The organism is Enterococcus sp. DIV1307a, from assembly GCF_050537425.1.
GTDB classification, from domain to species: Bacteria; Bacillota; Bacilli; order Lactobacillales; family Enterococcaceae; genus Enterococcus; species Enterococcus faecalis.
In genome coordinates this window covers 160,476-177,656 of the sequence record NZ_CP172914.1, presented here as the reverse complement: position 1 = coordinate 177,656, position 17,181 = coordinate 160,476, and the positions used below count along the sequence as shown (strand labels likewise).

General features: G+C 39.7%; 27 protein-coding genes. 1 reads left to right on the top strand and 26 read right to left on the bottom strand.

The features are described 5' to 3' along the window. Positions 1–21 precede the first annotated feature (21 nt). The 26 genes from rpmD to rpsL all read right to left on the bottom strand — a co-directional run bounded on the left by rpmD (position 22) and on the right by rpsL (position 16,118). Positions 22–201 (bottom strand): 50S ribosomal protein L30, encoded by a 180-nt coding sequence (gene rpmD / locus IGL90_RS00855; RefSeq protein ID WP_002356220.1) that lies wholly within the window; start codon positions 199–201, stop codon positions 22–24. Positions 202–215: 14 nt separating this feature from the next. Continuing rightward, the gene (gene rpsE / locus IGL90_RS00850; RefSeq protein WP_002356219.1) at positions 216–716 is read right to left on the bottom strand and encodes a 30S ribosomal protein S5; all 501 of its coding nucleotides are present in this window, start codon (positions 714–716) and stop codon (positions 216–218) included. 20 nt (positions 717–736) lie between these two features. Next, positions 737–1,093 carry a 50S ribosomal protein L18 gene (rplR, locus tag IGL90_RS00845; RefSeq protein WP_002356218.1) on the bottom strand — a complete coding sequence of 119 codons (357 nt, stop codon included), beginning with the start codon at positions 1,091–1,093 and terminating at the stop codon, positions 737–739. Positions 1,094–1,253: 160 nt separating this feature from the next. After that, positions 1,254–1,790, bottom strand: coding sequence for a 50S ribosomal protein L6 (gene rplF / locus IGL90_RS00840; RefSeq protein ID WP_002356217.1), 537 nt, complete (start codon positions 1,788–1,790; stop codon positions 1,254–1,256). 31 nt (positions 1,791–1,821) lie between these two features. After that, the gene (gene rpsH, locus IGL90_RS00835; RefSeq protein ID WP_002356215.1) at positions 1,822–2,220 is read right to left on the bottom strand and encodes a 30S ribosomal protein S8; all 399 of its coding nucleotides are present in this window, start codon (positions 2,218–2,220) and stop codon (positions 1,822–1,824) included. Between the two features lie 35 nt (positions 2,221–2,255). Further along, positions 2,256–2,441 (bottom strand): type Z 30S ribosomal protein S14, encoded by a 186-nt coding sequence (locus tag IGL90_RS00830; protein ID WP_002356214.1) that lies wholly within the window; start codon positions 2,439–2,441, stop codon positions 2,256–2,258. An 18-nt stretch (positions 2,442–2,459) separates the two neighbouring features. Next, entirely contained in the window at positions 2,460–2,999 is a 540-nt protein-coding gene (rplE, locus tag IGL90_RS00825; protein WP_002356213.1) for a 50S ribosomal protein L5, read from the bottom strand. A gap of 25 nt (positions 3,000–3,024) precedes the next feature. Further along, on the bottom strand, positions 3,025–3,336 hold the full coding sequence (rplX, locus tag IGL90_RS00820) for a 50S ribosomal protein L24 (RefSeq protein ID WP_002356212.1): 312 nt from the start codon (positions 3,334–3,336) through the stop codon (positions 3,025–3,027). Positions 3,337–3,371: 35 nt separating this feature from the next. Further along, positions 3,372–3,740: a 50S ribosomal protein L14 gene (gene rplN / locus IGL90_RS00815; protein ID WP_002356211.1), complete on the bottom strand. Its 369-nt coding sequence runs from the start codon at positions 3,738–3,740 to the stop codon at positions 3,372–3,374. A 57-nt stretch (positions 3,741–3,797) separates the two neighbouring features. Continuing rightward, positions 3,798–4,064, bottom strand: a complete 267-nt coding sequence (gene rpsQ, locus IGL90_RS00810; RefSeq protein WP_002359348.1) for a 30S ribosomal protein S17 — start codon at positions 4,062–4,064, stop codon at positions 3,798–3,800. A gap of 23 nt (positions 4,065–4,087) precedes the next feature. Continuing rightward, positions 4,088–4,276 (bottom strand): 50S ribosomal protein L29, encoded by a 189-nt coding sequence (gene rpmC, locus IGL90_RS00805; protein ID WP_002383858.1) that lies wholly within the window; start codon positions 4,274–4,276, stop codon positions 4,088–4,090. Beyond that, positions 4,266–4,700, bottom strand: coding sequence for a 50S ribosomal protein L16 (gene rplP / locus IGL90_RS00800; RefSeq protein ID WP_002356208.1), 435 nt, complete (start codon positions 4,698–4,700; stop codon positions 4,266–4,268). The genes rpmC and rplP overlap by 11 nt, the downstream gene beginning before the upstream one ends. 2 nt (positions 4,701–4,702) lie before the next feature. After that, a complete protein-coding gene (gene rpsC / locus IGL90_RS00795; RefSeq protein ID WP_002356207.1) occupies positions 4,703–5,359 on the bottom strand; it encodes a 30S ribosomal protein S3 in 657 nt (218 codons plus the stop codon). 66 nt (positions 5,360–5,425) lie between these two features. Next, a complete protein-coding gene (rplV, locus tag IGL90_RS00790; RefSeq protein WP_002356206.1) occupies positions 5,426–5,773 on the bottom strand; it encodes a 50S ribosomal protein L22 in 348 nt (115 codons plus the stop codon). 21 nt (positions 5,774–5,794) lie between these two features. After that, positions 5,795–6,073: a 30S ribosomal protein S19 gene (gene rpsS, locus IGL90_RS00785; protein WP_002356205.1), complete on the bottom strand. Its 279-nt coding sequence runs from the start codon at positions 6,071–6,073 to the stop codon at positions 5,795–5,797. A 42-nt stretch (positions 6,074–6,115) separates the two neighbouring features. After that, positions 6,116–6,946, bottom strand: coding sequence for a 50S ribosomal protein L2 (gene rplB, locus IGL90_RS00780; RefSeq protein WP_002356204.1), 831 nt, complete (start codon positions 6,944–6,946; stop codon positions 6,116–6,118). 39 nt (positions 6,947–6,985) lie between these two features. Then, on the bottom strand, positions 6,986–7,276 hold the full coding sequence (locus tag IGL90_RS00775; RefSeq protein WP_002356203.1) for a 50S ribosomal protein L23: 291 nt from the start codon (positions 7,274–7,276) through the stop codon (positions 6,986–6,988). Next, positions 7,276–7,899, bottom strand: coding sequence for a 50S ribosomal protein L4 (rplD, locus tag IGL90_RS00770; protein ID WP_002356200.1), 624 nt, complete (start codon positions 7,897–7,899; stop codon positions 7,276–7,278). The genes IGL90_RS00775 and rplD overlap by 1 nt, the downstream gene beginning before the upstream one ends. A gap of 25 nt (positions 7,900–7,924) precedes the next feature. Further along, entirely contained in the window at positions 7,925–8,554 is a 630-nt protein-coding gene (rplC, locus tag IGL90_RS00765) for a 50S ribosomal protein L3 (RefSeq protein WP_002356199.1), read from the bottom strand. Between the two features lie 21 nt (positions 8,555–8,575). After that, the gene (rpsJ, locus tag IGL90_RS00760; protein WP_002389727.1) at positions 8,576–8,884 is read right to left on the bottom strand and encodes a 30S ribosomal protein S10; all 309 of its coding nucleotides are present in this window, start codon (positions 8,882–8,884) and stop codon (positions 8,576–8,578) included. A gap of 349 nt (positions 8,885–9,233) precedes the next feature. Further along, complete coding sequence (locus IGL90_RS00755; RefSeq protein WP_048738121.1) at positions 9,234–10,400, bottom strand: SAM-dependent methyltransferase; 1,167 nt, start codon at positions 10,398–10,400, stop codon at positions 9,234–9,236. A 270-nt stretch (positions 10,401–10,670) separates the two neighbouring features. Next, on the bottom strand, positions 10,671–11,495 hold the full coding sequence (gene thiD / locus IGL90_RS00750) for a bifunctional hydroxymethylpyrimidine kinase/phosphomethylpyrimidine kinase (protein WP_048738118.1): 825 nt from the start codon (positions 11,493–11,495) through the stop codon (positions 10,671–10,673). Positions 11,496–11,675: 180 nt separating this feature from the next. Further along, positions 11,676–12,863, bottom strand: a complete 1,188-nt coding sequence (gene tuf / locus IGL90_RS00745) for an elongation factor Tu (RefSeq protein ID WP_002356194.1) — start codon at positions 12,861–12,863, stop codon at positions 11,676–11,678. A gap of 150 nt (positions 12,864–13,013) precedes the next feature. Next, on the bottom strand, positions 13,014–15,095 hold the full coding sequence (gene fusA, locus IGL90_RS00740) for an elongation factor G (protein WP_002356192.1): 2,082 nt from the start codon (positions 15,093–15,095) through the stop codon (positions 13,014–13,016). 83 nt (positions 15,096–15,178) lie between these two features. Next, positions 15,179–15,649: a 30S ribosomal protein S7 gene (rpsG, locus tag IGL90_RS00735; RefSeq protein WP_002356191.1), complete on the bottom strand. Its 471-nt coding sequence runs from the start codon at positions 15,647–15,649 to the stop codon at positions 15,179–15,181. A gap of 55 nt (positions 15,650–15,704) precedes the next feature. Next, entirely contained in the window at positions 15,705–16,118 is a 414-nt protein-coding gene (gene rpsL, locus IGL90_RS00730; protein ID WP_002356190.1) for a 30S ribosomal protein S12, read from the bottom strand. Between the two features lie 344 nt (positions 16,119–16,462). Here rpsL and rpiA point away from each other — a divergent pair, with 344 nt between their 5' ends. Next, positions 16,463–17,143, top strand: a complete 681-nt coding sequence (rpiA, locus tag IGL90_RS00725) for a ribose-5-phosphate isomerase RpiA (protein WP_048738117.1) — start codon at positions 16,463–16,465, stop codon at positions 17,141–17,143. Positions 17,144–17,181 lie beyond the last annotated feature (38 nt).

The following is a 17,181-nucleotide window of genomic DNA, read 5'->3' as shown; positions in this document are numbered from 1 at the left end:
TCTATTACAAATCTATAAATCTTAAACTTCTTCTACGTCCACTAAATGTGAAATAGTGTTAACCATACCTTTGATTGCTTCATTGGCAGGTTTTGTAACAGTACTATTCACTTTACCTAAACCTAACGCTTTAACTGTAGCACGTTGGTTTTGAGGACGTCCGATAACACTGCGTTTTAAAGTAATTTTTAATTCAGCCATTATTTTTGTCCTCCTTAACCGATAATTTCTTCTACAGATTTACCGCGAAGTGCTGCCACTTCTTCGGCACGTTTTAATTGTTTTAGACCTTCAACAGTTGCGCGAACAACGTTAATAGGTGTGTTTGAACCTAGTGATTTAGATGTAATATCTGCTACACCAGCTAATTCCAATACGGCACGAACTGGTCCACCAGCAGCTACCCCAGAACCTTCTACTGCAGGTTTCATAAGGATACGGCCGCCACCGAATACGCCAATTACTTCGTGCGGGATAGTAGAACCAACCATAGGCACTTCAACTAAGTTTTTCTTCGCGTCTTCGATTGCTTTACGGATAGCTTCAGGTACTTCTTGTGCTTTACCAGTACCGAAACCAACGTGTCCGTTTTTGTCACCGACAACAACTAAAGCTGCGAAACGTAAACGACGTCCACCTTTAACAACTTTTGTTACACGGTTGATCGCTACAACGCGGTCTTCTAATTCCAAATGTTTTGGATCAATATAAACCATGAATGGTGTTCCTCCTTCTCCTAAAATTCTAGTCCATTTTCACGAGCAGCTTCAGCTAAAGCTTGCACGCGGCCATGGTAAAGGTATCCACCACGGTCGAAGACTACTTTTTTGATGCCTTTTTCAGCGGCACGTTCAGCAACTAGTTTACCAACAGCTGCAGCTGTTTCTGTTTTTGTTCCACCTGAAATTTCTTTATCCAAGGCAGAGGCACTTGCTAGCGTCACACCCGCTACGTCATCAATGACTTGCGCGTAGATGTTTTTGTTAGAACGGAAAATGTTCAAGCGTGGGCACTCAGCAGTACCAGAGATTTTGTTACGTACACGACGATGTCTCTTTTGACGTGTTTTGTTTTTATCTGGTTTTGTAATCACAATTTTCACCTCTTTGATTTAATGTTTACTACTAATATTTCAAGCAGTCAGCAGATTACGGAAAAGAGAAGCTGGCAGACAAGACAAAAGCATTTTATTGGAAAAATCCCATAAAATGACAGTTGCTTGTTGTTGACTTCTGTTTTCTACACAGCTGTTATTATTTACCAGTTTTACCTTCTTTACGGCGTACAAATTCACCAACATAGCGAATCCCTTTGCCTTTATAAGGTTCTGGAGGACGAACGCCACGGATGTTAGCAGCTAATTCACCAACAACTTCTTTGTTGATGCCTTTAACGATAACTTGTGTGTTCGCAGGTACTTCAAATGTTACGCCTTCTGGTGCTGTCATTTCGACAGGATGAGAATAACCAACGTTTAAAGTTAATTTGTTGCCTTGTACTTGGGCACGGTATCCGACCCCGATAAGTTCAAGTGCTTTTTGGAAACCTTCAGAAACACCAACAACCATGTTGTTGAAGTTTGCACGAGTTGTTCCGTGGATTGTTTTCATTTCTTTTGAATCGTTTGGACGAGTGAATGTCACTTCGTTTCCTTCGATGTTCATTTTGATATCAGAAGAAAATTCGCGTGTTAATTCACCTTTAGGTCCTTTAACTGTAATGTTGTTTCCGTCTTGCTTGATTTCAACACCAGCAGGAAGAACAACAACTTTATTACCAATACGGCTCACTTAGAGACACCTCCTTGTGTATTTTTTAGAATTACCATACGTAGGCGATTACTTCGCCGCCGATATTTTTCGCTCTAGCTTCTTTGTCAGTAATTACACCCTCTGATGTAGAGATGATTGCAATTCCTAGACCGTTTAATACTTTTGGTACTTCGTCAGCTTTTACGTATGCACGTAAACCTGGTTTAGAAATACGTTTTAAGTTTGTGATAACACGTTCTTCGTTTTTACCATATTTTAGGAAAACACGGATTACGCCTTGTTTGTCATCTTCGATGTATTCTACGTCGCGGATAAATCCTTCACGTTTCAGGATTTCTGCGATATCACGTTTGATTTTTGAAGCAGGTACTTCTAAAGTTTCATGTTTAACCATGTTCGCATTACGAATGCGAGTTAGAAAATCTGCAATTGGATCTGTCATGACCATTGAACTATTTACCTCCTTTATGCGAGTTTACTTGTTTACCAGCTAGCTTTCTTCACGCCGGGAATTTGACCTTTATAGGCAAGTTCGCGGAAGCAAATACGGCAAAGATGAAATTTACGATAAACTGAATGTGGACGTCCACAACGTTCACAACGAGTATAAGCTTGTGTTGAATGTTTAGCAGGACGTTTGTTTTTAGCAATCATTGATTTTTTAGCCACGTAGTTCGCCTCCTTATATTATTTTTGGAATGGCATACCTAATTGTGCCAACAATTCGCGAGACTCTTCGTCAGTGTTCGCTGTTGTAACAATTACGATGTCCATACCGCGTACTTTATCTACTAAATCATAATCAACTTCTGGGAAGATTAATTGTTCTTTAATACCTAAAGTATAGTTACCACGACCATCGAAAGCTTTTTTGCTGACACCGTGGAAGTCACGTACACGAGGTAAAGAAACTGTTACTAATTTATCTAAAAATTCGTACATTCTTTCGCCGCGTAGCGTTACTTTCGCACCGATTGGCATTCCTTCACGTAAACGGAATCCAGCGATAGATTTTTTAGCTTTTGTGATAAGTGGTTTTTGACCAGTGATTAATGCTAATTCTTCAACAGCTTTGTCTAAGTTTTTAGCATTTGATACTGCATCACCCACACCCATGTTGATAACGATTTTATCAACTTTAGGTGTTTGCATAACTGAGCTGTAATTAAATTTTTCCACCAATGATGGTGTTACTTCTTTAATATATTTTTCTTTCAGGCGGTTCATTCAGTAAGCCCTCCTTCCGCAATTTTTATTTATCTAAAACTTCACCTGTTTTTTTAGAAACGCGGACTTTTTTGCCGTCGACTTCTTTAAACGCAACTTTAGTAGCTTCTCCGTTTGAAGGATCAATCACCATTACATTAGAAACATGAATTGGCGCTTCCACTTCAAGGATTCCACCTTGTGGGGCTGCTTGGTTTGGTTTTTGGTGTTTTTTAACGACGTTGACACCTTCAACGATAACTTTATCTTGTTTAGGAAACGCTGCTAAGACAACGCCTTCTTTGTTTTTATCTTTACCAGTGATAACTTTTACTTTATCGCCTTTTTTAACAAACATTACTGTTTCGCACCTCCTTTAACGTGGGCTCGAGATTATAATACTTCTGGTGCTAGAGAAACGATCTTCATGAAGTTGTTTTCACGTAATTCACGTGCAACTGGTCCGAAGATACGTGTTCCGCGTGGGCTTTTATCGTCACGGATAATTACCGCAGCATTTTCATCAAATTTGATGTAAGAACCGTCAGCACGACGAGCGCCAGATTTTGTACGAACGATAACGGCTTTAACTACTTCACCTTTTTTAACAACCCCACCTGGCGTTGCTTGTTTGACAGTAGCAACAATAACGTCACCGATGTTAGCAGTTTTACGACCAGATCCGCCTAGGACTTTGATCGTTAAAATTTCACGTGCGCCAGAATTGTCAGCGACTCTTAAACGACTTTCTTGTTGGATCACGATGTGTATCCCCCTTTCAGATTTTGTGCTTCAATCTATTAGGAAATTCTCGTTTTATTAGATAATAACTGCTTCTTCGACTACCTCTAGTAAACGGAAACGTTTTGTAGCTGATAATGGACGAGTTTCCATGATTTTTACGATGTCTCCAACTTTCGCTGTGTTGTTTTCATCATGCGCTTTATATTTTTTAGAATATTTCATACGTTTGCCATAGATAGGGTGGTTTTTCTTTGTTTCAACGACAACTGTGATTGTTTTATCCATTTTGTCTGATACCACGCGACCTTGGTAAACTTTACGTTGATTTCTTTCTTCAGTCATACGCGTTTGGCCTCCTTCCACTATTAGTTAGCTTGTTCACGCAATACTGTTTTGATGCGTGCAATCGATTGACGTACTTCTTTAATACGTGCAGTGTTTTCTAATTGACCTGTTGCTAATTGGAATCTTAAGTTGAACAATTCTTCTTTTAATTGTTTTTCTTTATCTAGCATTTCGGCAGTGGTTAATTCTCTGATTTCTTTAACCTTCATTCGATTCACCACCCATTTCCTCACGTTTTACGATCTTAGTTTTTACCGGCAATTTGTGAGATGCAAGACGAAGAGCTTCACGAGCTACTTCTTCAGGAACGCCTGCGATTTCAAACATGATTTTACCACGTTTAACTGGTGATACCCAGCCTTCTGGTGCCCCTTTACCTTTACCCATACGTACGCCGATAGCTTTACTTGTGTAAGACTTGTGAGGGAAAATTTTAATCCATACTTTCCCGCCACGTTTCATGTAACGAGTCATTGCAATACGGGCTGCTTCGATTTGACGGTTAGTAATCCAGTGAGATTCAGTTGCTTGTAAACCCCATTCACCAAATGCTACTTCTTTTCCGCCTTTAGCTTCACCGCGCATTTTTCCGCGGAATTCACGACGGTGTTTTACACGTTTAGGTACTAACATGATTATTTCCCTCCTTTCTCAGTGTTTTTTTTCGTTGGAAGAATTTCTCCACGATAGATCCACACTTTAACTCCTAGTTTTCCGTAAGTAGTGTCCGCTTCTTCCCATGCGTAATCAATGTCCGCACGTAATGTGTGAAGTGGTACAGTTCCTTCTGAGTATCCTTCTGAACGAGCGATATCCGCACCGTTTAGACGACCTGATACTTGAGTTTTGATTCCTTTAGCGCCAGCACGCATTGCGCGTTGGATGGCTTGTTTTTGAGCACGACGGAAAGCAACACGGTTTTCTAATTGACGTGCAATTCCTTCGCCTACTAATTTTGCATCTAAATCTGGTTTTTTGATTTCAACGATGTTGATGTGAACTCGTTTGCCAGTTAATTTGTTTAATTCTTTTCTTAGGTTTTCGACTTCAGATCCGCCTTTACCGATAACCATACCTGGTTTAGCTGTGTGAATTGAAATGTTAACACGGTTTGCAGCGCGTTCGATTTCAATTGTAGATACAGCAGCATCAGCAAGTTTTGTTGCGATAAATTTACGGATTCTTAAATCTTCGTGTAAGAATTCAGCATACTCTTTTTCAGCATACCATTTCGCATCCCAGTCGCGGATGATGCCTACACGCATTCCAATTGGATGTACTTTTTGACCCACTGATTGTCCCTCCTCTTAAATGTTTAAGCTCTGTTTTCATAAAGAAAACAGTCTATTTCATGAGACTTATTTCTCTGTTACAACTACTGTGATGTGACTAGTACGTTTGTTGATTGGTGAAGCTGAACCTTTTGCACGAGGACGGAAACGTTTCATTGTTGGTCCTTCGTTAACAAATGCTTCAGATACGACTAAGCTTTCAACGTCTAAGTCAAAGTTGTTTTCTGCGTTAGCAACTGCTGACATTAAAACTTTTTCAATGATTCCAGCAGACTTGTTCGGTGTGAATTTCAAGATTGAAATTGCATCCGCAACGCTTTTCCCTCTGATAAGATCGATTACTAAACGTGCTTTACGAGGTGAAGTGCGAACTGTTTTTGCAGTTGCTTTAGCTGATGTAATTTGTTCTGACATTTGCATATCCTCCCCTCAAAATTAGCGTTTAGTTTTTTTATCGTCAGCAACGTGGCCACGATAAGTTCTAGTTGGTGCAAATTCACCTAATTTATGTCCTACCATGTCTTCTTGAATGTAAACAGGGACATGTTTCCGTCCATCATATACAGCGATTGTGAAACCTACGAATGATGGAAAAATTGTAGAGCGGCGAGACCAAGTTTTAATTACTTTTTTCTTTTCGGCACCTTGTTGTGCTTCGACCTTTTTCATCAAATGATCATCGACGAAAGGTCCTTTTTTTAAACTACGACCCATGGTGAACCTCCTCTCAAAATGTACGACACATGGTCAAAAAAATTATTTAGTACGACGACGAACGATAAGTTTGTCTGATTTAGCTTTTTTATTACGTGTTTTGTATCCAATTGCTGGTTGACCCCATGGAGATACTGGCGCTTTACGTCCAATTGGTGTTTTACCTTCACCACCACCGTGTGGGTGATCGTTAGGGTTCATTACGCTACCACGAACAGTTGGGCGTTTACGCATCCAACGAGAGCGGCCAGCTTTACCAATGTTGATTAATTCGTGTTGTTCGTTACCAACTGAACCGATTGTTGCACGGCAAGTTGCTAAGATCATACGAACTTCGCCAGAGTTTAAGCGGATTAATACGTATTTGCCTTCTTTACCAAGTACTTGCGCGCTTGTTCCAGCCGAACGGATTAATTGTCCACCTTTACCAGGTTTCATTTCAATGTTGTGGATAACTGTACCAACTGGAATGTTTTCCAATGGTAATGCGTTACCTACTTTAATATCTGCTTCTGGACCAGATACTAGGCGCATGCCTACTTCTAATCCTTTTGGTGCTAAGATGTATGCCTTAACCCCGTCTTCGTAATGAACTAACGCGATGTTAGCAGAACGGTTTGGATCGTACTCGATCGTTTTAACAACCGCTGCGACGTTATCTTTATTACGTTTGAAGTCAATCACACGGTATTGACGTTTGTGACCGCCACCTTGGTGACGAACCGTAATGCGACCGTTGTTGTTACGACCGGCATTGTTTTTTAATGGCTGTAACAATGATTTTTCTGGTGTTGAAGTTGTGATTTCAGCGAAATCAGAACTTGTCATGTTACGACGGCCATTTGTGGTAGGTTTGTACTTTTTAATCGCCACGTCTTATTTCCCTCCTACGTTGATATTGTTCAGGACTGCTTATTCAGCAGCTTCGAATAATTGAATTTCTTTTGAATCTTCAGTTAATGTAACGATCGCTTTGCGACGTTTTTTTGTATAACCTGCATATTTACCCATGCGTTTGAATTTTGGACGCACGTTTAAGATGTTTACGTTTGCTACTTTAACATCGAATGCTGATTCAACAGCTTGTTTTACTAAAGTTTTGTTTGCGCGAGTGTCCACTTCGAAAGTATATTTCTTTTCGTCCATAGCTAACATGGATTTTTCAGTGATCACTGGGCGTTTGATTACGTCTAGTAATTCCATTATGCAAGCACCTCCTCAATTTGAGTAAGAGCTGTTTGTGTTGCCAAGACTTTGTTAGCTGACACAACATCTAACACACTAACGTTATCAGAAGTTACTACAGAAACGTTTGGTAAGTTACGAGCTGATAAAGCTGCAAAGTCGTTACCATTTTCTAAAACAACTAATACTTTAGTATCGATAGACAAGTTAGCAAGAACTTGTTTGAATTCTTTTGTTTTTGGTGCATCGAAGCTTAAACCTTCTACTGCTACCAAGTTATTTTCAGCAACTTTGTCTGATAATACAGATTTCATTGCTAAGCGACGAACTTTTTTAGGAAGTTTGTAGCTGTATGAACGCGGTGTTGGTCCAAAGACTACGCCACCTCCACGCCATTGTGGTGAACGGATTGAACCTTGACGAGCACGACCAGTTCCTTTTTGACGCCATGGTTTGCGGCCACCGCCACGAACAGCGCTACGGTTTTTAACTGCGTGTGTTCCTTGTCTTAATGAAGCACGTTGCATGATGATTGCATCATAGACAACACTTTCATTAGGTTCGATTCCGAAGATTTCTTCATTTAAAGTGATTTCACCGTTTTGAGTTCCATCTTGTTTGAATAATGCTACATTCGGCATTCCTTAGTTCCTCCTTTCCCTACACTTATTTAGCTTTCACAGCTGATTTGATTGTGATTAAAGATTTTTTCGCTCCAGGAATGTTTCCTTTGATTAAGATAACATTTCTTTCTACGTCCACTTTAACAACTTCAAGGTTTTGAATTGTTACGCGGTCGCCACCCATACGGCCGGCTAGTCGTTTATTTTTAAATACACGGTTAGGCGCTACTGGACCCATTGACCCAGGACGACGGTGATAACGAGAACCATGAGACATAGGTCCGCGGCTTTGGCCGTGACGTTTGATTGCCCCTTGGAATCCTTTACCTTTCGTAGTACCTGTAACATCAACAACGTCTCCTGCTTGGAAAACATCTACTTTGATTTCTTTACCTACTTCATATTCTCCTAGCTCAACATTCTTGAATTCTTTAATGAAGCGCTTAGGAGCCGTGTTTGCTTTTGCAACATGACCTTTCGCAGGTTTGTTTGATAAAACTTCACGTTTGTCTTGGTAACCAACTTGGATAGCTTCGTATCCGTCAGTTTCAACAGTTTTTACTTGTAAAACTACGTTTGGCGTAGCTTCAACTACTGTTACTGGAATTAATTCACCAGACTCAGTAAAGATTTGTGTCATTCCCACTTTTTTCCCTAAGATTCCTTTGGTCATGAGTACACCTCCATCTTAATTTTATAGTTTGATTTCAATATTAACACCAGACGGTAAGTCAAGCTTCATTAGAGCGTCAACTGTTTTTGGTGTTGGGTTCACAATGTCAATTAGACGTTTGTGAGTACGCATTTCGAATTGTTCGCGAGAATCTTTGTATTTATGAGTCGCACGAATAACTGTGTAAAGTGAGCGTTCTGTTGGTAATGGAATCGGACCTGATACGTCAGCTCCAGTTCTTTTTGCTGTTTCCACAATTTTATCCGCTGATTGATCTAAAATACGGTGTTCATACGCTTTTAAACGGATACGAATTTTTTGTTTTGCCATCTTGTTCCCTCCTTCGCCTATTTTAAAAGTAGACATAGCTCCACGAAAATTTATCCGGCATGCTCGTTCATGGCAAAGCGTCCGAGCGTGTCGCAACCTCTCGCTTCACAGCCGGCAAATCAAATCGTTGATCTACCAATGCTTTTTACACTCCTGTAAACAGCACCTTTTTGATTATACTATGAAAGGATAGTGTTAGCAAGGATTTTCTGCGTTTTTTTGAAAGAATTTTTTCTTGTTTTGAAAAGCATTTGTTTTGTTTTTCAATTCTTTTCATTCTATTTTTATAAAAAAAGAATTTGAGATTCTTTTTTTTACCAGAATCTCAAATTCTTTCTTTTTTATTCTATTAACCAATCCGGCGCATTGGAATATCATTGTTATCTGGATGAACCAATAAATATTGAATAACATCAATATTGCTTGCTTGGAATGAGGCTGCACATGCTTGCAAATATAAGTCCCACATTCGATAGAAGCGCTCGCCTTTTTCGTCAACAATTTCTGCTTCTATATTATGGAAGTTTTTTGTCCAATGTTCCAGCGTCAATTGATAATCTCTGCGCAAACTTTCCAAGTCAATCACTTGCAAGTCGTTTTCTGTCATATGGCCGACTAGCTCAGTGACACCAGGAATATAGCCACCTGGGAAAATATAACGATTAATCCAAGCATTTTTAGCCCCACCTTGTTGGCGACTGATCCCATGAATCAACGCCGTACCTTTAGGCGCTAAATTCCGCTGAACGACATCAAAATATTCATGTAGATTTTCCGCACCGACATGTTCAAACATCCCGACACTCGTAATATGGTCAAAAGACTCTCCTTTTAAATCACGATAATCCATCAATTTGACAGTCATTCGATCTTGTAGACCTTCTTTTTCTATAATATGGCGAATATGATGAAATTGCTCTTCACTTAATGTAATCCCAGTTGCTTTGGCTCCATATTCTTTCACCACAGTTAAAATTAACGTGCCCCAGCCGCAGCCAATATCCAGTAAAGTGTCGCCCTCTTTGATAAACAATTTATCTAAAATATGATGAACTTTATTCACTTGCGCTTGTTCTAATGTATCTTCAGGCGTTTTAAAATAAGCACATGAATACGTCATTGTTTGGTCAAGCCATTTTTTGTAAAAATCATTTCCTAGATCGTAATGGCTGTGAATATCCTCTTGCGAACGTTTTTTTGAATGACTTTCTTTAGGAAGCCATTTAATAAATTTAGCATTGTGTAAAAAGCTATCCTTTTGGTTATACACATCATAAATCAGCGCTTGGATATCGCCTTCGATTTCAATTTTGCGATCCATGTAGGCTTCCCCTAAAGTTAACGAAGCGTTATTCAGTAAATCCTTCACAGGAATTTTTTCATTGAATACAATTTTAAAAACCGGATCCCCCGACCCTTGCCCATACTCTTTGACGGTACCATCCCAGTATGTGACTTGTGTCTTTTTTGAAAAAGACCATTTAAACAGTTGACTGTACGTTTCTTTTTCTAACATTGCATTCCCTCCATTAAATACCATTTGAAGCCAAAACAAAAAGAAGTCGCTTTCCGATAGTTCGTCAAAACAAACACCACAGTCCGTTCTAAACTGAAGCACAGAAAAGTTAACATCCCTTCTATGTTCCGCTTCTTTTTTGCAATTACAGTTCTATTCTACTCCTCTTTTAAAAATTTGAACATTCTTTTAACGTAATACCTACTATTGTTATTCTTTATCACAAAAAAACTAGAGCCAGTCCTTGACAGACTCCTCTAGTTCTAAACATTATGCTTCCTTACGCATCCGTTGTTCCGCATGGGTGTATGCACCATGCCACACGTGCCCCACATAAGGATTAACTTGAATACCGTGTTTAATCGCCGCTGCTACAAATTTTTTTGCTAACGTTACTGCTTCTAACACCGAATAACCTTTCGCCAAACCAGCTGTGATCGCCGCTGAAAAAGTACAACCTGCACCATGATTATAATCAGTAGGATATAATTCATTTTCCAAAAGATGCGCGGTGTGACCATCGTAAAACAAGTCCAGTGCTTTTTCACCAGCTAAGCGATGTCCCCCTTTAACCACGACATGTTTGGCTCCCATTTGTACAATTCGTTTTGCCGCTTCTTCCATCTCCGCCACGGAAGAAATTTCGCCTAAACCAGATAAGATGCCCGCTTCAATTAAATTAGGCGTAGCAACTAATGCTAATGGCAGTAAATCGTTTTTTAGGCCTTCCACACTTTTGGGTTGCAGAATTTGTGCCGTTCCCTTACAAGCAATGACTGGGTCAATCACGACTTTTTGAATTTTTTCTTGTTTAATGTATTTGCTAGCCATTTTAATATTTTGTTCATTGCCCATCATCCCTGTTTTCAAGGCCGCTACTGGACCGCCTGCAAAAACCGAAATCAATTGTTTTTCTAAGAGCGTTTCTGGCAATTCAGTTACTTCATGTGACCAGCCTGTCGTAGGATCCATCGTCACAATCGAGGTTAAACTTGAAAATCCAAAAACTCCATACTCTTCAAATGTTTTTAAATCTGCTTGAATCCCTGCCCCTCCAGTTGAATCGGAGCCTGCAATCGTCAATACTTTTTCCATTAAATCACCTAACCTTTTTCTCCAAGTATACGGAAGAAACAAGTCTGCTAAAACAGCCAATTGGCTTATTTTTTAGCCAGCCAATTTCTAAACAAAAAAAGACCAGAGAATAAATTCTCTGGCCTTACGTCCGAATACCCCAGTTTTTTACGCTGGTTAAAGCTATAGTTAAAAAGTTAATTATTTAACGATTTCAGTAACAACGCCTGAACCTACAGTACGTCCGCCTTCACGAATAGAGAAACGAGTTCCGTCTTCGATAGCGATTGGGTGAATTAATTCAACGTCCATAGCAACGTTATCACCAGGCATTACCATTTCAGTACCTTCTGGCAATTCTACAACACCAGTAACGTCTGTTGTACGGAAGTAGAATTGAGGACGGTAGTTAGTGAAGAATGGAGTGTGACGTCCGCCTTCTTCTTTTGATAATACGTATACTTCAGCTTTGAATTTTGTGTGTGGAGTGATTGTAGCTGGTTTAGCTAATACTTGTCCACGTTCGATATCTTCACGTGCTACACCACGTAATAAAGCACCGATGTTGTCGCCTGCTTCAGCGTAGTCTAATAATTTACGGAACATTTCAACACCTGTAACAGTTGTTTTAGATGTTTCGTCTTTAATACCAACGATTTCAACTTCGTCACCAACGCGAACTTCACCACGTTCAACACGGCCTGTAGCAACAGTACCACGTCCAGTGATTGAGAATACGTCTTCGACTGGCATCATGAATGGTTTGTCAGTATCACGTTCTGGAGTTGGGATATATTCGTCAACTGCAGCCATTAATTCTAAGATTTTTTCTTCATAAGACTCGTCGCCTTCTAAAGCTTTCAAAGCAGAACCTGCGATAACTGGAACATCATCGCCTGGGAAATCGTATTCTGATAATAAGTCACGAACTTCCATTTCTACTAATTCTAATAATTCTTCGTCATCAACCATATCCATTTTGTTTAAGAATACAACGATGTATGGTACACCAACGTTACGTGATAATAAGATATGTTCACGTGTTTGAGGCATAGGACCATCAGCAGCAGAAACTACTAAGATAGCTCCGTCCATTTGAGCAGCACCAGTGATCATGTTTTTAACGTAGTCCGCGTGTCCTGGGCAGTCAACGTGTGCATAGTGACGAGTTTCAGTTTCATATTCGATATGAGAAGTGTTGATTGTGATTCCACGTTCTTTTTCTTCTGGAGCGTTATCGATAGAATCGTAGCTTTGTGCTTCCCCGCCACCGTGTTTTGATAATACAGTAGCAATTGCAGCTGTTAATGTAGTTTTACCATGGTCAACGTGTCCGATAGTACCAATGTTAACATGGGATTTAGAACGGTCAAATTTTTCTTTTGCCATTTTGAATGTTCCTCCTAAAAATATAAATTTTATTGTTTGTTTTATATGTGATAGACGCTACTAAAAATCGTCTGATCATCATAAGCTATTTTACACGAAATCTTGAAAAAAGGATAGTTCTAAAAACAAACCTTTTATTCTCAAGGAAAATTATGCGTTGCCGCCGTTTTTCTTGATGATTTCTTCTTGAACAGACTTAGGTACGTCTTCATAGTGGTCAAATACCATCATAAATGTACCGCGTCCTTGTGTTGCTGAACGTAATGTTGTAGCATAACCAAACATTTCAGCTAAAGGTACCATCGCATTAACGATTTGAGAGTTACCGTGTGCTTCCATACCTTCAACACGTCCACGACGACTTGTTACGTGTCCCATGATATCACCTAAGTAATCTTCAGGAACAGTAATTGTAACTTTCATCATTGGTTCTAAAATAACTGGGTTTGCATTTTTAGCCGCAGCTTTCAATGCCATAGAAGCAGCTACACGGAAGGCCGTTTCATTTGAATCGACATCGTGGTATGAACCATCGTAAAGTTTTGCTTTGATATCAACTAATGGATAACCAGCAAGAACACCGTTGTTCATAGAGTCTTCTAACCCTTTTTCAACTGCTGGGATGTATTCACGAGGAACCACACCACCGACAATTGCGTTTTCAAACTCGAAGCCTTTACCTTCTTCATTTGGTGTAAATTCAACCCATACGTGACCGTATTGTCCTTTACCACCAGACTGACGAACGAATTTACCTTCTGCTTTAGTCGCAGCACGGAATGTTTCGCGGTAAGATACTTGAGGAGCACCTACGTTAGCTTCAACTTTGAATTCACGTTTCATACGGTCTACTAAAACGTCTAAGTGCAATTCACCCATACCAGAGATAACTGTTTCACCAGTTTCAACGTTTGTTTCAACGCGGAATGATGGATCTTCTTCAGCAAGTTTTTGTAGAGCCACGCCCATTTTATCTTGGTCAGCTTTTGATTTAGGTTCAACAGCGACTTGGATAACTGGGTCAGGGAATTCAATAGATTCAAGAATAACTGGTGCATCTAATGCACATAATGTATCACCAGTTGTTGTGTCTTTTAGACCAACAGCAGCAGCGATATCACCAGAGTACACTTTGTCAATTTCTTGACGAGTGTTGGCGTGCATTTGTAGGATACGACCGATACGTTCTTTTTTGCCTTTTGAAGCGTTCAATACGTATGAACCACTTTCAAGGACACCAGAATAAACACGGAAGAAAGTTAAACGACCTACGAATGGGTCAGTCATAACTTTAAATGCTAATGAAGCGAAAGGTGCTTCGTCATCAGCTGGACGAGTTGTTTCTTCGTCTGTTTTAGTATCGATCCCTTTGATAGCATCGATATCTAATGGAGATGGTAAGTAATCAAGAACAGCGTCCAACATTAATTGAACCCCTTTATTCTTGAATGCTGAACCAGCTAATACAGGGAAGAACTCAACGTTGATTGTTGCTTGACGGATACCAGCGACTAATTCTTCTTCAGTGATTTCTTCACCTTCAAGATATTTCATCATTAAGTCTTCGTCAGTTTCAGCAACAGCTTCAACTAATTTTTCGCGCCATTCTTGCGCTTTTTCTAAATAATCTTCAGGAATATCAGTTTCTTGAATATCTGTTCCCAAATCATTTGTGTAGATTTCAGCTTTCATTTTAATCAAGTCAATGATTCCAGTGAAGTCTTCTTCAGCTCCGATTGGAATTTGAATTGGATGAGCGTTTGCTTGTAAACGATCATGTAATGATTCTACTGAATAGAAGAAGTCCGCACCGATTTTATCCATTTTGTTACAGAATACAATACGAGGAACTTTATATTCAGTCGCTTGACGCCAAACAGTTTCTGTTTGAGGTTCTACACCTGATTGAGAGTCAAGAACTGTTACCGCACCATCTAATACGCGTAGAGAACGTTGTACTTCAATTGTGAAGTCCACGTGTCCTGGAGTATCGATGATATTTACACGGTAGCCTTTCCACTGTGCAGTTGTCGCAGCGGATGTAATCGTGATACCACGTTCTTGTTCTTGTTCCATCCAGTCCATTTGTGAAGCACCTTCATGGGTTTCACCGATTTTATGGATTTTACCAGTGTAGTACAAGATACGCTCAGTTGTTGTTGTTTTACCAGCATCAACGTGGGCCATGATACCAATGTTACGAGTTTTTTCAAGTGAAAATTCTCTTGCCATTTTGTATGTTTACTCCTCTCTTTATTTAAATCGATTGTAAATTGACTTTCTGCTGCCACTTTACGCGACAGACAGAGAGGATCTTACCAACGATAATGAGCAAATGCGCGGTTTGCGTCTGCCATTTTGTGTGTGTCTTCGCGTTTTTTAACAGAAGCGCCAGTGTTGTTAGCAGCATCCATGATTTCTTTCGCTAGACGTTCTTCCATTGTGTGTTCACCACGTAGACGTGCGTAGTTAACTACCCAACGTAAACCTAAAGTTGTACGACGTTCTGGACGAACTTCAACTGGTACTTGGTAGTTAGAACCCCCAACACGACGTGCTTTAACTTCAAGAACAGGCATAACGTTTTTCATTGCTTGTTCAAAAACTTCCAATGGATCGTTACCTGTAGATTCTTTGATGATATCAAATGAATTATAGATAATGTTAGCAGCAATCCCGCGTTTACCGTCAACCATTACACGGTTGATTAAGCGAGTTACTAATTTTGAGTTATAAATTGGATCTGGTAAAACATCACGTTTTGCAACAGGACCTTTACGAGGCATCCGTAACTCCTCCTTCCGAAATATGATTTTTCAAGTTGTTATTGTCTTATTATAATTAAGCTTTAGGACGTTTTGTACCGTATTTAGAGCGGCTTTGTTTACGGTCGTTAACACCGGCAGTATCAAGCGCACCACGAACGATATGGTAACGTACCCCTGGTAAGTCTTTTACACGTCCACCACGTAATAATACCACGCTGTGTTCTTGTAAGTTGTGACCGATACCTGGGATATAAGCTGTAACTTCGATTAAGTTTGACAAACGAACACGGGCATATTTACGTAAAGCTGAGTTCGGTTTTTTAGGTGTCATCGTACCCACACGTGTACAAACTCCACGTTTTTGCGGAGAGTTAACGTTTGTTTGAGTTTTCTTAAAACTGTTATATCCTTTGTTTAAGGCTGGTGAATCAGATTTTTCTACTTTAGATTTACGAGGTTTACGTACTAATTGGTTAATTGTAGGCATTCCTTGTTCTCCTCCTTCCTTACTTCGCTTCTAGTTCCACACATCCAGGTGGTTCTTTTTTCGCGATAAAAAATAATGCAATCTCTGCACTCTTTATCAAATATGCTTTGATAGACAGTCAGCACGTCCCTATAAGGAACCTGTAGATAAAGCACCTTTGTTAGGATACCACGATAAGTATCAGCTGTCAACCCTCTTCTTTCGCCTTTCGTAAAAAAGCTTTTCCTTCTATTTAAATGCACTTTTCCTTTAAAAATTTTTATGACTTTTTCAAAAACTTTCTATCTTTTTTAGTTAAATAACGGTACAATATCTTTGACTATTGAAGGGGGCGGAAAACAGCGATGAATCTGAAACAAATGGTAGGAATCGAAGCTGCAAAATATGTAGAAGACGGCATGATTGTCGGTTTGGGTACTGGCTCAACAGCAAAATTTATGGTAGACGAAATTGGTCGTCGCGTAAAAGAAGAAGGATTGTCAATCGTGGGGGTTACTACTTCAAAAGAAACAGAGAAACAAGCCTTAGCCTTGGGCATTCCTTTAAAGGGTATTGATGAGGTTCCGTATGTGGATCTTACGATTGATGGCGCCGATGAAATCAGCGCTGATTTTCAAGGAATCAAAGGCGGTGGCGCTGCCTTACTTTTTGAAAAAATTGTGGCCACTTATTCAAAGAAATGTATTTGGATTGTGGATAAATCAAAAATGGTGGACGATTTAGGGGCTTTCCCACTTCCAGTTGAGGTTGTTCCTTATGGCAGCCGCCAACTAGTGCATTTATTTGAAGAAAAAGGCTATCACCCAACACTTCGTTTAAACGCTGCTGGCGAAACATTAATAACAGATGGAGGCCACCATATCATCGATTTACATTTAGAAATAATTACAGATCCAGAAGCTTTAGGTTCTTATTTAGACAACTTGGTTGGCGTCGTTGAACACGGCTTATTTTTAAATATGGTTTCTATGGTAATCGTCGGTTATGAAGATGGACCGAAAACCTTACATGTTCCCGCACGTTAAGAATGTGTGAAAAAAGATTATTTATATAGGAAGGATAA